At 60.0% G+C, this 16,105-nt stretch carries 17 protein-coding genes; 8 read left to right on the top strand and 9 right to left on the bottom strand.

Going from position 1 to position 16,105, the window contains the following annotated elements:
* Positions 1–2 precede the first annotated feature (2 nt).
* The 3 genes from PH558_RS19800 to PH558_RS19810 all read left to right on the top strand — a co-directional run bounded on the left by PH558_RS19800 (position 3) and on the right by PH558_RS19810 (position 2,927).
* Entirely contained in the window at positions 3–1,610 is a 1,608-nt protein-coding gene (locus PH558_RS19800) for a heme biosynthesis protein HemY (protein WP_285206129.1), read from the top strand.
* Positions 1,611–1,723: 113 nt separating this feature from the next.
* On the top strand, positions 1,724–2,209 hold the full coding sequence (locus tag PH558_RS19805) for a tellurite resistance TerB family protein (protein WP_095432980.1): 486 nt from the start codon (positions 1,724–1,726) through the stop codon (positions 2,207–2,209).
* Positions 2,202–2,927, top strand: coding sequence for a glutamine amidotransferase (locus tag PH558_RS19810; RefSeq protein ID WP_285206189.1), 726 nt, complete (start codon positions 2,202–2,204; stop codon positions 2,925–2,927). Before PH558_RS19805 ends, PH558_RS19810 begins: the two co-directional genes overlap by 8 nt.
* Here PH558_RS19810 and PH558_RS19815 read toward each other — a convergent pair.
* Both PH558_RS19815 and PH558_RS19820 read right to left on the bottom strand, forming a co-directional pair.
* Entirely contained in the window at positions 2,924–3,553 is a 630-nt protein-coding gene (locus tag PH558_RS19815) for a poly-gamma-glutamate hydrolase family protein (RefSeq protein ID WP_285206130.1), read from the bottom strand. The genes PH558_RS19810 and PH558_RS19815 overlap by 4 nt on opposite strands.
* Before the next feature lie 10 nt (positions 3,554–3,563).
* Complete coding sequence (locus PH558_RS19820) at positions 3,564–4,820, bottom strand: MFS transporter (protein WP_113407839.1); 1,257 nt, start codon at positions 4,818–4,820, stop codon at positions 3,564–3,566.
* Between the two features lie 106 nt (positions 4,821–4,926).
* Between PH558_RS19820 and PH558_RS19825 the strand changes: the two genes are divergently transcribed.
* Together PH558_RS19825 and PH558_RS19830 are read left to right on the top strand one after the other, a co-directional pair.
* Positions 4,927–5,250: a YggT family protein gene (locus PH558_RS19825; RefSeq protein ID WP_095436056.1), complete on the top strand. Its 324-nt coding sequence runs from the start codon at positions 4,927–4,929 to the stop codon at positions 5,248–5,250.
* Complete coding sequence (locus PH558_RS19830) at positions 5,247–5,564, top strand: DUF167 domain-containing protein (RefSeq protein WP_285206131.1); 318 nt, start codon at positions 5,247–5,249, stop codon at positions 5,562–5,564. The genes PH558_RS19825 and PH558_RS19830 overlap by 4 nt, the downstream gene beginning before the upstream one ends.
* A 5-nt stretch (positions 5,565–5,569) precedes the next feature.
* On the opposite strand, the gene ppa is transcribed toward PH558_RS19830, so the two are convergent.
* The 4 genes from ppa to PH558_RS19850 all read right to left on the bottom strand — a co-directional run bounded on the left by ppa (position 5,570) and on the right by PH558_RS19850 (position 9,680).
* Positions 5,570–6,106, bottom strand: a complete 537-nt coding sequence (ppa, locus tag PH558_RS19835) for an inorganic diphosphatase (RefSeq protein WP_069613363.1) — start codon at positions 6,104–6,106, stop codon at positions 5,570–5,572.
* Positions 6,107–6,239: 133 nt separating this feature from the next.
* Positions 6,240–6,746, bottom strand: a complete 507-nt coding sequence (locus PH558_RS19840; RefSeq protein ID WP_069613362.1) for a GNAT family N-acetyltransferase — start codon at positions 6,744–6,746, stop codon at positions 6,240–6,242.
* Between the two features lie 200 nt (positions 6,747–6,946).
* Complete coding sequence (gene typA / locus PH558_RS19845) at positions 6,947–8,764, bottom strand: translational GTPase TypA (RefSeq protein WP_095432985.1); 1,818 nt, start codon at positions 8,762–8,764, stop codon at positions 6,947–6,949.
* Between the two features lie 232 nt (positions 8,765–8,996).
* On the bottom strand, positions 8,997–9,680 hold the full coding sequence (locus PH558_RS19850; protein ID WP_285206132.1) for a glutathione S-transferase family protein: 684 nt from the start codon (positions 9,678–9,680) through the stop codon (positions 8,997–8,999).
* Between the two features lie 90 nt (positions 9,681–9,770).
* Between PH558_RS19850 and PH558_RS19855 the strand changes: the two genes are divergently transcribed.
* Complete coding sequence (locus PH558_RS19855) at positions 9,771–10,235, top strand: MarR family winged helix-turn-helix transcriptional regulator (RefSeq protein WP_285206190.1); 465 nt, start codon at positions 9,771–9,773, stop codon at positions 10,233–10,235.
* A gap of 74 nt (positions 10,236–10,309) precedes the next feature.
* Here PH558_RS19855 and PH558_RS19860 read toward each other — a convergent pair whose 3' ends face one another.
* The gene (locus PH558_RS19860) at positions 10,310–12,373 is read right to left on the bottom strand and encodes a M3 family metallopeptidase (RefSeq protein ID WP_285206133.1); all 2,064 of its coding nucleotides are present in this window, start codon (positions 12,371–12,373) and stop codon (positions 10,310–10,312) included.
* A gap of 97 nt (positions 12,374–12,470) precedes the next feature.
* On the bottom strand, positions 12,471–13,112 hold the full coding sequence (locus PH558_RS19865; RefSeq protein WP_095432990.1) for a LysE family translocator: 642 nt from the start codon (positions 13,110–13,112) through the stop codon (positions 12,471–12,473).
* A 162-nt stretch (positions 13,113–13,274) separates the two neighbouring features.
* Here PH558_RS19865 and PH558_RS19870 point away from each other — a divergent pair, with 162 nt between their 5' ends.
* Positions 13,275–13,757, top strand: coding sequence for a MarR family winged helix-turn-helix transcriptional regulator (locus PH558_RS19870; protein WP_095432991.1), 483 nt, complete (start codon positions 13,275–13,277; stop codon positions 13,755–13,757).
* 77 nt (positions 13,758–13,834) lie between these two features.
* Here the strand turns inward: PH558_RS19870 and PH558_RS19875 are convergent, their stop codons facing one another.
* Positions 13,835–15,058 carry an argininosuccinate synthase gene (locus PH558_RS19875; protein WP_095436057.1) on the bottom strand — a complete coding sequence of 408 codons (1,224 nt, stop codon included), beginning with the start codon at positions 15,056–15,058 and terminating at the stop codon, positions 13,835–13,837.
* Positions 15,059–15,241: 183 nt separating this feature from the next.
* Between PH558_RS19875 and PH558_RS19880 the strand changes: the two genes are divergently transcribed.
* Positions 15,242–16,096 carry an SDR family NAD(P)-dependent oxidoreductase gene (locus PH558_RS19880; RefSeq protein WP_285206134.1) on the top strand — a complete coding sequence of 285 codons (855 nt, stop codon included), beginning with the start codon at positions 15,242–15,244 and terminating at the stop codon, positions 16,094–16,096.
* Positions 16,097–16,105: the final 9 nt, after the last annotated feature.

Genomic DNA, 16,105 nt, shown 5'->3' on the forward strand with positions numbered 1-16,105 from the left:
CAATGATCAGACTGCTTATCTTCGCCATTCTCGTCCTAGCTCTCGGCTATGGCTTTTCGTGGCTCGCGGATCGCCCCGGCGATCTCTCGCTGGTTTGGGAAGGGCAGCTTTATCAGACGAAGCTGATCGTCGCCGCCGCGATCCTGATTGCGATCGTGGCCGCTGTCATGATCGTCTGGTGGTTCGTGCGGTTGATCTGGACTTCGCCCTATTCCGTCACCCGCTACTTCCGCGCCCGCAAGCGCGATCGCGGCTATCAGGCGTTGTCGACCGGCCTCATTGCTGCCGGTGCCGGCAATTCGCTGCTCGCCCGCAAGATGGCAGCCCGCACCCGCGGCCTCATCCGCGCCGATCAGGAGCCGCTCATCAACCTCCTTGAAGCCCAGGCTGCCCTGATCGAAGGTAAGCATGACGAGGCCCGCCAGAAGTTCGAGCAGATGGCCAATGATCCGGAAACACGCGAGCTCGGCCTGCGCGGCCTCTTTCTCGAAGCCAAGCGTCTCGGCGCGCATGAAGCCGCGCGGCAATATGCCGAGAAGGCTGCCGACCAGGCGCCCTACCTGCCCTGGGCAGCGCAGGCGACATTGGAATATCGCAGCCAGGCCGGCCGCTGGGATGATGCCATCAAGCTGCTGGACCAGCAGAAGGTCGCCCATGTCGTCGACAAGGCCACAGCCAACCGTCAACGCGCAGTGCTGCTGACGGCCCGCGCCAACGACAAGCTGGAGAGCGATCCGGCGGGCGCGCGCGACGATGCACTGGCGGCTCTGAAGCTCGTGGACGATTTCGTGCCCGCAGCGCTGATCGCGGCCAAAGCTTTGTTCCGTGAAGACAAGGTGCGCAAGGCAGCCTCCATCCTCGAGCAGGTCTGGAAGGCGCAGCCGCATCCCGAAGTCGGCAGGGCCTATGTGCGAGCTCGCAGTGGCGATTCCGTTCTTGACCGTTTGAAGCGCGCCGAGCGGCTGGAGGCGATCCGCCCGAACAATGTCGAAGCCCTGCTGTTGACCGCGAAGGCAGCGATGGATGCCGGCGATTTTGCCAAGGCCCGTGCCAAGGCCGAAGCAGCCGCAAGGATCGATGCGCGCGAAGGCGCCTTCCTGCTGCTTGCTGACATCGAAGAGGCCGAAACCGGCGATCAGGGCCGCATCCGCCACTGGATGGCGCAGGCGCTGCGCGCACCACGCGATCCGGCCTGGGTCGCCGACGGCTTCGTCTCGGAAAAATGGCTGCCTCTGTCGCCGATCACGGGCCGTCTCGATGCTTTCGAATGGAAGGCACCCTTCGGCCAGATCGATGGGCCGGTGGAAGAAGGCTCCACGGTGTCGGTCGATGCGGCGCTGAAATCGCTGCCGCCGGTGCGCGAGGCCGCCCTCGCAACCACGGCGGCAAAGCCAAGTTCACCGAAAGTTGCATCGCCGGCCGCCGATACCTATGTCATGGAATTGGAACCTACCGTGGCGAAACCCGCTTCAAGCCCATCCGAAGCCGCGCCAAAACCGGCGCAGCAGGGTGAGGAGCCCCGGCCCTTCTTCGGTGGTGCGCCTGATGATCCGGGCGTGAAGGATCATAAACTTGAACCGGAACCCAAGACGCGGCTCAAGCTGTTTTAGAGCAATTCCGGCAAAACTGCGCCGCGGTTTTACGTCCGGAATTGCGGGAAGATAAAAAGATAGAGCATGGTGCCCCAAGAACCCTGCTCGGCCCATTTTGAGAATGGAGACGCATGTTCGAACGCTTTCAGGAATTCCTTCATAACCTGACCCAGGACCACCCCAGATCCGGCTTCGCACCCGACGACCCGCGTGTCGCGGTGGCGGCGCTGTGCATTCAGGTCATGGAGGCGGACGGCAAGATCGAGAACAGCGAAAAGAAACGGCTGCGCAAGCTCCTGAAGGAACAATATGGTCTCGATGGCCGCCAGCTCGACCAGCTGATCGCTGCCGGCGAGGAAGCGGAAAGCGAAGCCGTCGATTATTATCGCTTTACCTCGGATCTGAAGCGTCATCTCGACAGCACTCAGCGGCTCGAACTGCTCGGCATCCTATGGGACATCGTCTACGCCGACGGCGAACGCAGCGAGATGGAGGATCATGCGATCTGGCGGATCGCCGACCTCATGGGCATTTCCGATCGCGAGCGCATCATGAAGCGACAGGAAGCAGCCGCACGCGCGCCCGGTTCGAGGGTGGAGACAGGCAATGATGATTGAAGCGCCGAAGAGCGCTGGCCGCCCGATATTGATCGTCCTGCATCAGGAGCGCTCCAGTCCCGGTCGCGTCGGCCAGATGCTGCTGGAGAAGGGATTCGATCTTGATATCCGCCGGCCGGTCCTCGGCGACCCTCTGCCCTCGACACTAGAGGCGCACGCCGGCGCCGTCGTCTTCGGTGGCCCGATGAGCGCCAACGACCCGGATGATTTCATTAGGACCGAGACCGACTGGCTCAAAGTACCGCTTAAGGAAAACCGCCCCTATCTCGGCATCTGCCTTGGCGCGCAGCTGCTCGCCCGCCATCTCGGCGCAAAGGTGAAGGCGCGCGACGACGGCAAGACCGAGATCGGCTGGTATGCTCTGCAGCCGACGGAAAAGGGTCGGCTGCTGATGCGCTGGCCGCAGATGGTCTATCACTTCCACCGCGAAGGCTTCGAACTACCGCATGGCGCCGACCTGCTGGCGACAGCGGAGACCTATCCCAACCAGGCCTATCGCTACGGCACCAATGCCTGGGGCCTGCAGTTCCATGCCGAACTCACGCGCGCCATGATGCAGCGCTGGGTCGTGCATGGCGAGCACCGCTTCTGCATGCCGAATGCTCAGCAGGGCCGCGAGCATCTCGAAGGCCGCATGATCTTCGACGCCGCGCTCAAGACTTGGCTGTCGGAATTTCTCGATCTCGTCTTCGAGGGCAAGCAGGCAATGGCGGCCTAAAGGCTCTCTCCTGACGAAAGCACGCGATCGAATTCATCGATCGCGCCACGGATCGCAGATGCATATCGCTTCATCTTTTCTGCGTCTTTCATGAGAATATCCCTGACGCCTCTCGGAATTTCGAGCTGGACGCCGGCCTGCCGCTTGCCGCGATTGCAGACATTACCGGCGGAAGCTCCGGCAAGCGCCTCCCCTTTCATTCTCGCGGCCGCCACAAAACCATTGAGCCGCAATGCTTCGACGATCCGGTCGCGAAGCGACGTGTCGAGACCGCCGATCCAGCTCGTCAGCGGATCATCCCGATCCGTGCGGCCGTGAACGGCGACGACGATCGACGAACTGCCCACCAAGCCGTTTGCTATCGGTTCATCGAAATTTTCGGAGGTGACGTGCAGCTCATGATGGAGCCTCACCGCATCGAGGCCTTCGAAACGATAAAGTGAGAACCTCTCATCCGCGATCGCCAAAGCGACCTCGGACGTGGCAGGTTCAATGAAACCGCCATGGGGAGCGATAACGGCGACATTCGATGATCGATCCTCGATATGGATGCGATAGTCGACGCCTTCGGTTTCATGCTCGCGAAGCGCCGAAAACGAATTGTATCGATCCGGCAACCTCGCCATTACGCACTCCTCAAACCGGTTGCGGCTCGCCGTCACGGTCGGGCGCGCTCAGGCTGTCGATCCGGCGAAGCTGCGGGAAACCTGTGGCCCAGAGGATGGCGACGGTCAGCGTGCCAAGTCCTCCAATGACGACGGCGGGAATCGCGCCGAAATAATGCGCCATGGTGCCGGCGCGGAATTCGCCAAGCTCGTTCGACGCGCCGACGAAGACCATGTTGACGGCATTGACACGGCCGCGCACGTGATCCGGCGTCCAGAGCGTGATCAGCGTTTCGCGGACATAGACGGAGATCAGGTCGGATGCGCCCATGATGGCCAGAGCCGTTATCGACAGCCATGGCGTATGCGAGATGCCGAAGATCAGGGTTCCCAAGCCGAACATGGCAACGCCGGCAAACATACAGATACCGGCGCGATTGCGGATAGGATAGGTCGCCAGGAAAAGGCCCATGGCGATCGCGCCGAAGCTTGGCGCCGCGCGCAGCATGCCGAGACCCCAGGGCCCGAGCGTCAGGATATCGCGCGCATAGATGGGCATCAGCGCGACCGCGCCGCCGAGTAGCACGGCGAAAAGATCGAGCGAGACCGCACCGAGCACCACTTTTTCCGACCAGATGAAACGGAAGCCGGCGAGCATCTCATTAAGGCTACGCCGCTCATGCGCGATGCGCTGCTGCGGCTTCGGGATCAGGAAGGTCAGCACAGAGCCGGCCGCAAAGAAAAGGACGGCAACGGTATAGGCGACATTGGCCCCGATGCCATAAAGCAGACCGCCGGCAACAGGACCGAGGATGGCGGCCGCATCCCATGACATCGAGTTCCAGGTGATCGCGTTCGTCAGGTCTTCGGGCGGGATCAGATTGGGCGCAAGCGACTGCATGGCCGGCGTCATGAAGGCGCGTTCTATGCCGAAGACCGTAAGGATCAGAAATACCGGCAGCGGCGCGAAGGTGCCAGATACGGTCAGGAACAGCAGGGCAGCCGCACAGAGGGTGCCGACGAAAATGCAGATCGCGGAAATCCGCCGCCTGTTGTAGCGGTCCGCAGCCGTACCCGTCACCAGGATCAGCAGCAGCGACGGCAGGAACTGAACGAGGCCGATCAGACCGAGATAGAGCGGTTGGCCGGTGTGCTCATACATCTGCCAGCCGACGGAGACGCTGACGACCTGCGTGGCAAAGGCCGTCAAAAACCGCGCGAAGAAGAAATAAGTATAGGCAACGTGCCTGAAGGCGGCAAACCGGTCTCCGCTGGCAGCGAGCGACATGGAACGAGACTTTCCGACGTGGCCGCTAGCGCAAATGCCGGCCTTTTAAACATGATTCAACATGCTTCGGAGCATGGGACTTGCCCGTTTAGTCGCCAATGTCTACATGTCTGTCAACCGCGAATTGGAGACGGATATGCTCGCCTTATTTCAAACCATTGATCTGGCTTTGAATCTTTATACCTGGATCTTGATCGCCAGCGCCATCTTTTCCTGGCTCTATGCGTTCAACGTTATCAATTCGAGCAATCAGTTTGTCAGCTCCATCGGCAACTTCCTATATGCGGTCACTGAGCCTGCCCTGCGCCCGATCCGCCGCATTCTGCCTGACCTCGGCGGCATCGATATCTCGCCGGTCATCCTGCTGCTCATCATTTTCTTCATCCGCTCGCTGATGTGGAATTCGATCGTCCCCATGTTCCTGCGGTGAGCAAAGCCTGGCAGACCTTTCCGGATCACGTCAGGCTTTCCGTGCGGCTCACGCCCAATGGCGGGCGTAATGCGATCGATGGGTTGGAAACGGGCGCCGACGGCGAAGGCTATTTGAAGGCGCGTGTTTCGGCAGCACCCGAAAAGGGCAAAGCCAACAAGGCTCTGATCGCCCTGCTCTCAAAGAGCCTCGGCATCCCCAAATCCACGCTTGCCCTTATCAGCGGCGACACTGCACGCAAAAAAATCCTCCGGATCGAAGGCGAACCGGAGGATTTGATAAAGAGGCTTTGCGCCGTCACTGAAGGCGGCTGATCAGATCAAGCCTTGGTGTTCTTAGCGCGCTCGATGGCTTCGACGATGAGTTCGCCGGCTTCCTTCGAACCCTTCCAGCCGAAAATCTTAACCCACTTGCCAGGCTCCAGATCCTTGTAGTGCTCGAAGAAATGCTCGATCTGCTTCAGCGTGATCTCGGGCAGGTCGGTATATTCCTTGACCTTGTCATAGCGCATGGTCAGCTTCGGCGCGGGAACAGCGATAATCTTCTCGTCCTTGCCGGAATTGTCTTCCATCATCAGCACGCCGATCGGGCGAACATTGATGACGCAGCCCGGAACCAGCGGGCGGGTGTTGGCGATCAGAACGTCGATCGGGTCGCCGTCGTCGGAGAGCGTATGCGGAACGAAGCCGTAATTGCCCGGATAGGTCATCGGCGTGTAGAGGAAACGGTCGACGACCAGCGTGCCGGCCTCCTTGTCCATTTCATACTTGATCGGATGACCGCCGACCGGCACTTCAACGATGACGTTGACGTCTTCGGGCGGGTTCTTGCCAATGGAAATCGCGTCGATACGCATGCTTGTCCCCTAGATAAGGATGGTTGCCGCCAGCCAAATAATAGGATTCATGCCGCAACGCAACAACGCATCGGGAAAGAGGCGGATTTACTGCATGATTCCTTAAATCGGAACCGATGCGCGACAGCGCCGCTCAGGGCCAAACGAAACCGATCTTGCGAAGCTGCCTGTGATCGAATGTTTCGATGCCCTCGCAGAAATCCGCTCCACCCTGCCCGCGATAGAAGCGGTAGGCATTCTCGTTTTCCTCAAGGCACCAAACGACCAGCCCCTTGCAGCCGAGCGACTTCAACAGCCGGCGCGCCTCGCCGAACAGCATGCGACCCAAGCCGAGACCCTGATATTGCGGGCGCAGATAGAGTTCGTAGATCTCGCCTTCCTGCGGCAGCGCGCGGGCACGGTTGAGGCCGAGCGTGGCATAGCCTGCGATCTCGCCGGCGACATCCAAAACCAGCAGCGTCGCGGGACCGCTCGTTGCCTTGCGCCACCAGGCTTCGCCGCGACGCTCGATCATCTGGCCGAGGGCGCGATGCGGAATGATGCCGGCATAGGTGTACTGCCAGGACTGGCGGTGCACCTCCGAAATGGCTCGGGCATCATGGGGTTCTGCCCGCCGAACATCAATCGACAACGTCTTCATAACGTCTACTCTGGTCTTACCGATGCGAATTAACCATCCTCATTCATAAAGATGGCAGACTTGCCCACAGGCTTTATCCGTGGATCATCAACAAAAATTAACGGTTTTTTAACCTTTAGGACAAGGGCTCAAAAACCGAACATACAAATAAAAACCCCGGCGCGAAGGCCGGGGTCCAATACATTGCTCGGTTAGGGTGATCAGGCCAGACGGGCCTTCTCGTAACGCTTGCGCTCGTTCGGATCGAGATACATCTTGCGCAGGCGGATCGACTTCGGCGTCACTTCCACCAGCTCGTCGTCCTGGATCCAGGAAAGCGCACGGTCGAGCGTCATGCGGATCGGCGGGGTCAGCTTCACGGCTTCGTCCTTGCCGGCGGCGCGGATGTTGGTGAGCTTCTTGCCCTTCAGCACGTTAACTTCGAGGTCGTTGTCGCGGGAGTGGATGCCGATGATCATGCCGGCATAGACCTTCTCGCCGGCATCGATGATCATCGGGCCGCGGTCTTCCAGGTTGAACAGGGCGTAGGCCACGGCTTCGCCGGCTTCATTGGCGAGCAGCACGCCGTTCACGCGGCCGCCAATTTCGCCCTTGTATGGCTGGTAATCATGGAACAGGCGGTTCATGACGGCCGTGCCGCGCGTGTCGGTCAGAAGTTCCGACTGATAGCCGATGAGGCCGCGGGTCGGCGCCAGGAATACCAGACGGACGCGATTGCCGCCCGAAGGACGCAGCTCCGACATTTCAGCCTTACGCTCGGACATCTTCTGCACGACGATGCCGGAATGCTCTTCATCGACGTCAATGACGACTTCTTCGATCGGCTCGAGCAACTGGCCGCTCTCGTCCTTGTGCATGACGACGCGCGGACGCGACACGGCAAGTTCGAAGCCTTCGCGACGCATGGTTTCGATCAGAACTGCGAGCTGCAATTCGCCTCGGCCCGAAACGTAGAAGGAATCCTTGCCTTCGGCTTCCTCGATCTTCAGCGCGACGTTGCCTTCGGCTTCCTTGAAGAGGCGGTCGCGAATGACGCGCGAAGTGACTTTGTCGCCTTCGGTGCCCGCATAGGGGCTATCGTTGACGATGAAGGACATGGTGACGGTCGGCGGGTCGATCGGCTGAGCGATCAGGGGCTCGCTGACCTGCGGGTCGCAGAAGGTGTCGGCGACCGTGCCCTTAGAGAGACCGGCGATGGCGACGATGTCACCTGCTTGCGCTTCGTCGATCGGCTGACGCTCGATGCCGCGGAAGGCGAGGATCTTCGAGATACGGCCGGTTTCGATGAGGTTGCCGTCTGCACCCAGAACCTTGACGGCCTGGTTCGGCTTGATCGAGCCGGAATGGATGCGGCCGGTGATGATGCGGCCAAGGAAGGGGTTGGCTTCCAGGATCGTGCCGATCATGCGGAACGGACCTTCGCCGACGGTCGGCTCCGGAACATGCTTGACCACGAGGTCGAGCAGCGGCGCCAGACCTTCATCCTTCGGACCCTCGGGCGAATAGTTCATCCAGCCGTTACGGCCGGAACCGTAGAGGATCGGGAAATCGAGCTGCTCGTCGGTGGCGTCGAGATTGGCGAAGAGGTCGAAGACTTCGTTGATGACTTCGTCGGCGCGGGCATCCGGGCGGTCGATCTTGTTGATCGCAACGATCGGGCGCAGGCCGACCTTGAGCGCCTTGCCGACGACGAATTTGGTCTGTGGCATGGGGCCTTCGGCAGCATCGACGAGAACGATCGCGCCATCCACCATCGAGAGAATGCGCTCGACTTCACCGCCGAAATCGGCGTGGCCGGGGGTGTCGACGATGTTGATGCGGGTATCCTTCCAGACGACCGAGGTCGCCTTGGCAAGAATGGTGATGCCGCGCTCCTTTTCCAGATCGTTCGAGTCCATGACGCGTTCGGCAACGCGCTGGTTCTCGCGGAACGAGCCGGACTGCTTCAGGAGCTCGTCGACGAGGGTGGTTTTCCCATGGTCAACGTGCGCGATGATCGCGATGTTGCGAAGTGCCATATGTCTTAATCTCTGAGGCTGAGGCGCAGTGTTTCAGTAACACGCCAATTGCATTTGGCGCGCTCATACCCTTTTTTTCGCGAATGCGAAAGGGGGGAGGCAAGAAAGGGGCTGAAAGCCGGCTCTTCGTGCCTCGCCCTCAGTCTTACGCGCCTAGACAGGCGAACTCTCTTCTATCGCGTCACCAATTCAGATGCGCGCAATCGCGTCGACTGGGATTTGCGCAGCTCCGTTAGGCGGCACGGCTCAGTATGAACGCATCATGATTGAGCAGGAACGCTTTGAGGCGCTCGGGGTAGTCGTGCGTCACCGCGTCCCGCACGCTTCGCCGCGATGCCAGTTCCGCGCGCCATGTCTTGACACGCGGTAGCCCGTCGAAAACCCCGGTCGATCTGATGGTGTCGAACACATCGAAGTAACGGAAGATCGGCGCAAAAACTGCATCGACCAGGCTGAACGCGTCTCCGGCAAAAAAGGGACCGTTTCTCAATTCCGCCTCGACACGAGCAAATTTATCGATCAGCGCTGTGCGCTTGGCCTCATAGGTCCCCTCGTCCTTCGCGGTCTCGAACCCCCACAAGTCCGAAAGGATGGAAGAACCGAATTCCATCCAGCCGCGATGGCGGGCACGCGTGAGCGGATCGGTCGGATGGAGTCGAGCGCCGGATTGGGTTTCCTCGAGATATTCGCAGATCACCGCACTTTCGAACAATACCGTTTCTGATCCTTCGCCCTGCGGCACGATCAGCAACGGAACTTTACCCAGCGGAGAAATGTCTAGAAACCAGTCTGGCTTTGCTGACAGGTCGACGTAGCGGATCTCGAATGGCACGGCCTTTTCAGCAAGTGTGATGGCTGCCCGCTGGACGTAGGGGCAGAGGTAGTGGCTGACGAGGATCAGCTTTCCGTCGGACATGATCAAATCTCCTGGGTCGCGTTCAAAATAGATGTAATTGCATCTATATCCAGACTTGCCAGCCTGGTCAACATAGATGTAATTGCATCCATGTCAGATGATTCAGATGCCGCCCCTTCAAAACCTTCCGCCGCGGTGACGCGAGCATGGGTCCGCCTCATGCGCACCCAGCAAATCGTCCTTGCGGCGATCGAACAGGATTTGAAGGCAGCCGGCCTGCCGTCCCTCGGCTGGTACGACGTGCTATGGGAGCTGACGCAGGCCACGGAAGGAAAGTTGCGGCCCTATGAGATCGAGGAGCGCACGCTTCTCGCCCAGCACAACCTGTCGCGCCTACTCGATCGGATGGAAAAAGCCGGCCTTGTTCATCGTGAAATATTTTCCGAGGACGGCCGAGGCCGCTGGGTCGTTATCACCGAAGCAGGAAGTGCCATGCGCAGCCGCATGTGGGCAGTCTATGCGTCGGCACTTCAACGCCATGTGGGCGATAAGCTGGACGATGGGCAAGCCGATCAGCTGGCCGAGCTGTTAGATCTGCTTTCACGCAAATCCTGATTAATCGGCAAGTTCAGCTCAGTCGCGAAAGTGGACCTTCCGCGACCGATCTTGTGACACACCGAACGCAAAGATCAGGCGGCCAGCCCCTTCTTCTTCAGCATCGCATCCGCACTCGGCAGCTTGCCGCGGAAAGCCTTATAGGCATCTTCCGGATCGATCGAACCGCCGACGGAATAGATGTTGCCTTTGAGTTTCGCAGCCATATCCGGATTGAAGGCATCGCCGGTTTCTTCGAAGGCGGCGAAGGCATCGGCGTCGAGCACTTCCGACCACATGTAGGAATAATAGCCGGCCGAATAGCCGTCGCCGGAAAACACATGCTGGAAGTGCGGCGTCGCATGGCGCATGACGATGGATTTCGGCAGGCGGATTTCGGCAAGCACTTCCGCTTGTACCGCCATCGGATCCTCGACTGCGCCGCGCGTATGGAATGCCATGTCGACCAATGCCGAGGACGTGAATTCGACCGTATTGAAGCCGGCATTGAAGGTACGGGCGGCAAGAACCTTGTCGAGCAGTGCCTGCGGGATCGGTGCGCCGGTCTCGTAGTGGACGGCATATTCCTTGAGAATGGCGGGGACCGTCAGCCAATGCTCATAGAGCTGCGACGGCAGTTCGACGAAATCGCGGGAAACGCCGGTGCCCGAAACCGAGGGATAGGTGACGTTGGACAGCATGCCGTGCAGCGCATGGCCGAATTCGTGGAACAGCGTGCGGGCATCATCGAGCGACAGCAGCGCCGGCCGGCCTTCCGCCGGCTTGGCGAAGTTGCAGACGTTATAGATGATCGGCAGTTCGCCGACCTTGCCGTTCTTCAGCGGCAACTTGTGCTGCGATTGGAAGGAACTCATCCAGGCGCCGGAGCGCTTCGAGCTGCGGGCGAAGTAATCGCCAAGGAAGAGAGCGACGAGCTTGTCGGAACGGTCGCGGATCTCGAAGACGCGCACATCGGGATGATAGGCTGGAACGCCCTTCTGCTCGACGGCCTTGATGCCGAACAGACGGCCGGCGACATCGAAGCAGGCGGCAATGATCTTTTCGAGCTGCAGATAGGGCTTCAATTCGGTCTCGGAGAAATCGAACTTCCGCGTCCGGATCTTCTCGGCATAGTGCCGCCAATCCCAGGGCATAACCTCGTGATTGCGGCCTTCCTCGGCGATCAGCCCCGCAATATCCCTTTCTTCCTCTGCCGCTCGTGCTGCCGCCTTGCTCCAGACGGCCATCAGAAGATCGTTCACCGCATCAGGCGTCTTCGCCATGGTATTGTCGAGCTTGAGTTCGGCGAAATTGGCATAGCCAAGCAGCTTCGCCTTCTCTGCTCTCAATGCCAGAGTTTCGCGAATGATCTCACGATTGTCGGTCTTGCCGCCATTGGCGCCCCGCGCCACCCAAGCATTGAAGGCCTGCTCGCGCAGATCGCGGCGCTCGGAAGACGTCAGGAACGGCTCGATGATCGAGCGCGACAGGGTGACAGCATATTTGCCCTCCTCGCCGCGTTCGCGCGCAGCCGCTGCCATCGCCTCGCGCAGATAGTCGGGAAGGCCGGCGAGATCGGCCTTTTCCGACAAAAGCAGCGCCCAGCTCTTTTCATCCGCCAGGACGTTTTGTCCGAATTGCGCGCCGAGGCCGGCAAGCTTCTCGTTGATGGCGGACAGCCGCTCTTGCTCGGCCTTCGGCAGCTTAGCACCGGCCTTGACGAAACCCTTCCAGTGCCGCTCCAGAACACGGGTTTCTTCCAGCGTCAGCCCAAGCGCGTCGCGACTCTCCCAAAGTGCATCGAGACGGGCAAAGAGTGCCGCGTTCGTGCCGATCTTCGAATAATGCCGCGCCATCTTCGGCGCGATCTCACGCTCCAGCGCCTGGATGGTCTCGTTGGTATGAGCGCCGGCCTTGTTCCAGAATAGCGCGGAGATGCGCGAGAGCTCATCGCCGGCGATTTCGAGTGCGATCACGGTATTAGCGAAGGTCGGCGCGTCGCTGTTGCCGGCGATCGCGTCGATCTCGGCCTCATGCGATGCAAGCGCTGCATCAAAGGCGGCAGCAAAATCCGTATCCTTTACCGCATCGAAACGCGGCAGCCCCTGATGTCCGTTCCATTCGGTGAGCGCAGGATTGACGGCGGCAAGAGAAGACATGCAAGGCATCCTTTCGACAGCATCTGATCGAAGCACGATATAAGGCTGCTCCTGCCGAATTGGTATGGCGGGAGGCTGAACAAATTGAAGGGGACGGTCATGCTTTGCGCCAGCCAAGCAGACCGGGCGTGGCGTGCCAGAGCGCCTGCGCCGCAAAACCCATGAAAAGCACGCCGGAGCAGCGCACGATCAGCCGCTCATGCGCACGATAGAAGCGCCGCACAGCGCCTGCGCCGATGATGCTGATGAGAATGAGGTCGGCCGTTATGAAGCCGGCAAAGGAAACAACAAGCAGCAGCGGCAGCGCACTGAAGGTCAATGCGCTGGCGGAGCCCGCGACAAGAGCCGTGAATGTCGCCAGCGCAACAGGATATCCCTTCGGATTGGTGACGCCGAAGATCAGGCCGCGACGGAACGGGCGGTCGACATTGACGAGTGCCTTGCCGTCACCCCTCGGCTTGGCGGTCACGGCACTCCAGCCGATCCAGGCGAGATAGAAGCCGCACAGCAAACCGAGCAGATCGAAGACGAAGGTGCCGATGGTCTTGGCGCCGACGATGGCGACCAAGGCGAGCGCGGACCAGACGAGATCACCAAGCAGATGGCCGCTGACGAAGAATGCACCCGCCTTGCGGCCCTGGCCGGCCCCGATGCCGAGCAGAGCCAGAAAGGCGGGACCGGGAATAAGCACGTAGAAAAGCGCGGCGAGGAAGGCGCCGACAACGAGCGATTGCGTCATGATGAGTGATCCCGCTGGTGATCACGCGAGAGTAGCAATCCGTGGAACTTGGTCAAGCAGCTGACCGTTTTAAGTTCCAGGAGGCCGTTGTGTTCGTGGGATGAAATCAATAAGAACGTAGTGGGGCCCAAAAAATCAAAGAGCGTAGGTAGGGAAGCGCTTATGAACAGCAGGATTAATACGGATTCGCTCGCCTTTCTTGTGAGCGATTGCGCCCGACTGATCAGGGCGGCCTTCGAGCGACGCATCCTTGTCGCTGGGCTCGGGCTGACGGCGGGTGAAGCACGAACGCTGATGCAGGTCGCCGCCATCAATGGCAGCCGCCAGCTCGACATCGCCTCCCGCATGGGGTTGGAGCCGATGACGGTCAGCGCTTTTCTTGACAAGCTGCAGGCACGCGGCCTGATCGAACGCCAACCCGACCCGCTCGATCGCCGCGCCAAGCGGATCGTGCTTTCGGAATCCGCCGACGCCAAGCTGAAGCAGATCGACAGGGAAATCTGCGAAGTCGAGCGCAACGCGACGCAAGGCTTCGACAAAGATCTTCAAGTTCAGCTGCATGACGCACTCTGCGCCTTCCGCAGCAATCTGCAGAAGGCCGAAGCACCTGCCGAAGTCGAACGTGAATTGAGGCCGGTCGATTAATTCCGGCCGCCAGTTTCCACATAAGAAAGCCCGCCTCCGGCGATCGGAAGCGGGCCATTTCTCATTTCAATATCTTATTACTTCGACAGATTGCGCTTGGCGAGCGTGCGCAGGCGCAGCGCATTCAGCTTGATAAAGCCGGCCGCATCCTTCTGGTCGTAGGCGCCCTGGTCGTCCTCGAAGGTGACCAGCTTGTCGGAATAAAGCGATTTCGGGCTTTCGCGGCCGATGACCATGACATTGCCCTTGTAGAGCTTCAGCGTCACTTCGCCTTCGACATGTTCCTGGCTCTTGTCGATCAGCGCCTGCAGCATCTCACGCTCCGGCGAGAACCAGAAGCCGTAATAGATCAGCTCGGCATAGCGCGGCATCAGCTCGTCCTTGAGGTGCGCGGCACCACGGTCGAGCGTGATGGATTCGATGGCTCGATGGGCGGCGAGCAGAATCGTGCCACCGGGGGTCTCGTAGACGCCGCGCGACTTCATGCCAACGAAACGGTTCTCGACCAGATCGAGACGGCCGATGCCGTTGTCGCGGCCGTAATCGTTCAGTTTCGCAAGCAAGGTTGCCGGGCTCAGGCGCTGGCCATTGATCGAAACGGCATCGCCCTTTTCGAAGCCGACCTTGATGATGGTCGCCTTGTCCGGAGCGGCTTCCGGCGAGATCGTGCGCATGTGCACATATTCAGGCGCTTCCTGGGCCGGGTTTTCCAGAACCTTGCCTTCGGACGAGGAGTGCAGCAGGTTAGCGTCGACGGAGAAAGGCGCTTCGCCCTTCTTGTCCTTGGCGACCGGGATCTGATGCTTCTCGGCAAATTCGAGCAGATCGGTGCGGCTCTTGAACGACCAGTCGCGCCAGGGAGCAATGATCTTGATATCCGGGTTCAGCGCATAGGCTGAGAGCTCGAAGCGAACCTGGTCGTTGCCCTTTCCGGTCGCGCCGTGCGCGATGGCGTCGGCACCGGTCTTCCTGGCGATCTCGATCAGGTGCTTGGAGATCAGCGGACGGGCAATCGAGGTACCGAGCAGGTAGACGCCTTCATATACGGCATTGGCGCGGAACATCGGGAAGACGAAATCGCGCACGAATTCTTCGCGCACATCCTCGATATAGATTTCCTTGATGCCGAGCATTTCGGCCTTCTTGCGCGCCGGCTCCAGCTCTTCGCCCTGGCCGAGATCGGCGGTGAAGGTGACGACTTCGGCGCCCAGCTCCGTCTGCAGCCACTTCAGGATAATCGAGGTGTCGAGACCGCCGGAATAGGCGAGAACGACTTTCTTCACGTCTTTATGTGATGCCATGATGAGTTCCGTTTCAAGGCGGACCAGGGGAAAGGCCCGCAAAGCTGTATCGCGGAACTTTTAGCGAGATTATCACGAGGCGCAAGGGGAAGTGCGGGTGGCGGCAGCTCAAGCGGTTTGACACGCTTCGGGAAAGTACCATATTCGGCGGCGACCGAACAATGCCTGAGGAGGGCTCCGCTCGTGACCGATATTCAAGACATTTTCAAGAAATCCAATATTGCCGTCATCACCGGGGGCGCTTCCGGCATCGGCTTTGCCGCAGCAAAACACTTCGCCTCACTCGGCATGAGCGTCGTCATTGCCGATCTCGGTGGGAATCGCCTGGCCGAAGCGAGCGCTGAACTCAAGACGATCGCAGGCGAAGAGCATGTCATGGCCGTGGAGACCGACGTTGCAAGCAAGGAGGCTCTGGAAACATTGCAGCGCGCCGTCCTGCAGCGTTTCGGCAGCGTACATGTGCTGATGAACAATGCCGGCATCGGTCCGGACACCTCGATCTTCAGCGCCCAGGCCGGATGGGACGCCATCCTTGGCGTCAACCTGCTCGGCGTCATCAACGGCACGCGCATCTTCGGACCGGGCATGATCGCCCATGGTGAACCGGGAGTTATCATCAACACCGGCTCGAAACAGGGCATCACCACGCCTCCCGGCAATCCCGCCTACAATGTCTCGAAGGCCGGCGTGAAGGTCTTCACTGAAGCGCTGCAGCACGAACTCCGCAATACGGAAGGCGCCAAGATTTCAGCCCATCTCCTCATCCCCGGCTTCGTCTTCACAGGTCTGACCAAAGGCGATCGCAGGGAAAAACCTGCTGGCGCCTGGACGCCGGAGCAGACTGTCGAGTTCATGATGGAAAGCCTGAGGCGCGGCGATTTCTATATTCTCTGCCCCGATAATGACGTGGCCCGGCCGGTCGACGAACGCCGCATGCTCTGGGCCGCCGGCGATATCGTCGAGAACCGGCCGCCGCTGTCACGCTGGCACCCGGACTATGCCGATCAATTCAAGGCCTTCCTCGAAAAGAAGGATTGATTTGCAATC

Origin of the sequence: Rhizobium pantanalense (genome assembly GCF_030182525.1) — a bacterium.
Taxonomy (GTDB): Bacteria; Pseudomonadota; Alphaproteobacteria; order Rhizobiales; family Rhizobiaceae; genus Rhizobium.

Coding starts and splice junctions, on each gene's coding strand:
- PH558_RS19800 (WP_285206129.1), top strand. CDS start 3: ATGATCAGACTGCTTATCTTCGCCATTCTCGTCCTAGCTCTCGGCTAT.
- PH558_RS19805 (WP_095432980.1), top strand. CDS start 1,724: ATGTTCGAACGCTTTCAGGAATTCCTTCATAACCTGACCCAGGACCAC.
- PH558_RS19810 (WP_285206189.1), top strand. CDS start 2,202: ATGATTGAAGCGCCGAAGAGCGCTGGCCGCCCGATATTGATCGTCCTG.
- PH558_RS19815 (WP_285206130.1), bottom strand. CDS start 3,553: ATGGCGAGGTTGCCGGATCGATACAATTCGTTTTCGGCGCTTCGCGAG.
- PH558_RS19820 (WP_113407839.1), bottom strand. CDS start 4,820: ATGTCGCTCGCTGCCAGCGGAGACCGGTTTGCCGCCTTCAGGCACGTT.
- PH558_RS19825 (WP_095436056.1), top strand. CDS start 4,927: ATGTCTGTCAACCGCGAATTGGAGACGGATATGCTCGCCTTATTTCAA.
- ppa (WP_069613363.1), bottom strand. CDS start 6,106: ATGCGTATCGACGCGATTTCCATTGGCAAGAACCCGCCCGAAGACGTC.
- PH558_RS19840 (WP_069613362.1), bottom strand. CDS start 6,746: ATGAAGACGTTGTCGATTGATGTTCGGCGGGCAGAACCCCATGATGCC.
- typA (WP_095432985.1), bottom strand. CDS start 8,764: ATGGCACTTCGCAACATCGCGATCATCGCGCACGTTGACCATGGGAAA.
- PH558_RS19850 (WP_285206132.1), bottom strand. CDS start 9,680: ATGTCCGACGGAAAGCTGATCCTCGTCAGCCACTACCTCTGCCCCTAC.
- PH558_RS19855 (WP_285206190.1), top strand. CDS start 9,771: ATGTCAGATGATTCAGATGCCGCCCCTTCAAAACCTTCCGCCGCGGTG.
- PH558_RS19860 (WP_285206133.1), bottom strand. CDS start 12,373: ATGTCTTCTCTTGCCGCCGTCAATCCTGCGCTCACCGAATGGAACGGA.
- PH558_RS19865 (WP_095432990.1), bottom strand. CDS start 13,112: ATGACGCAATCGCTCGTTGTCGGCGCCTTCCTCGCCGCGCTTTTCTAC.
- PH558_RS19870 (WP_095432991.1), top strand. CDS start 13,275: ATGAACAGCAGGATTAATACGGATTCGCTCGCCTTTCTTGTGAGCGAT.
- PH558_RS19875 (WP_095436057.1), bottom strand. CDS start 15,058: ATGGCATCACATAAAGACGTGAAGAAAGTCGTTCTCGCCTATTCCGGC.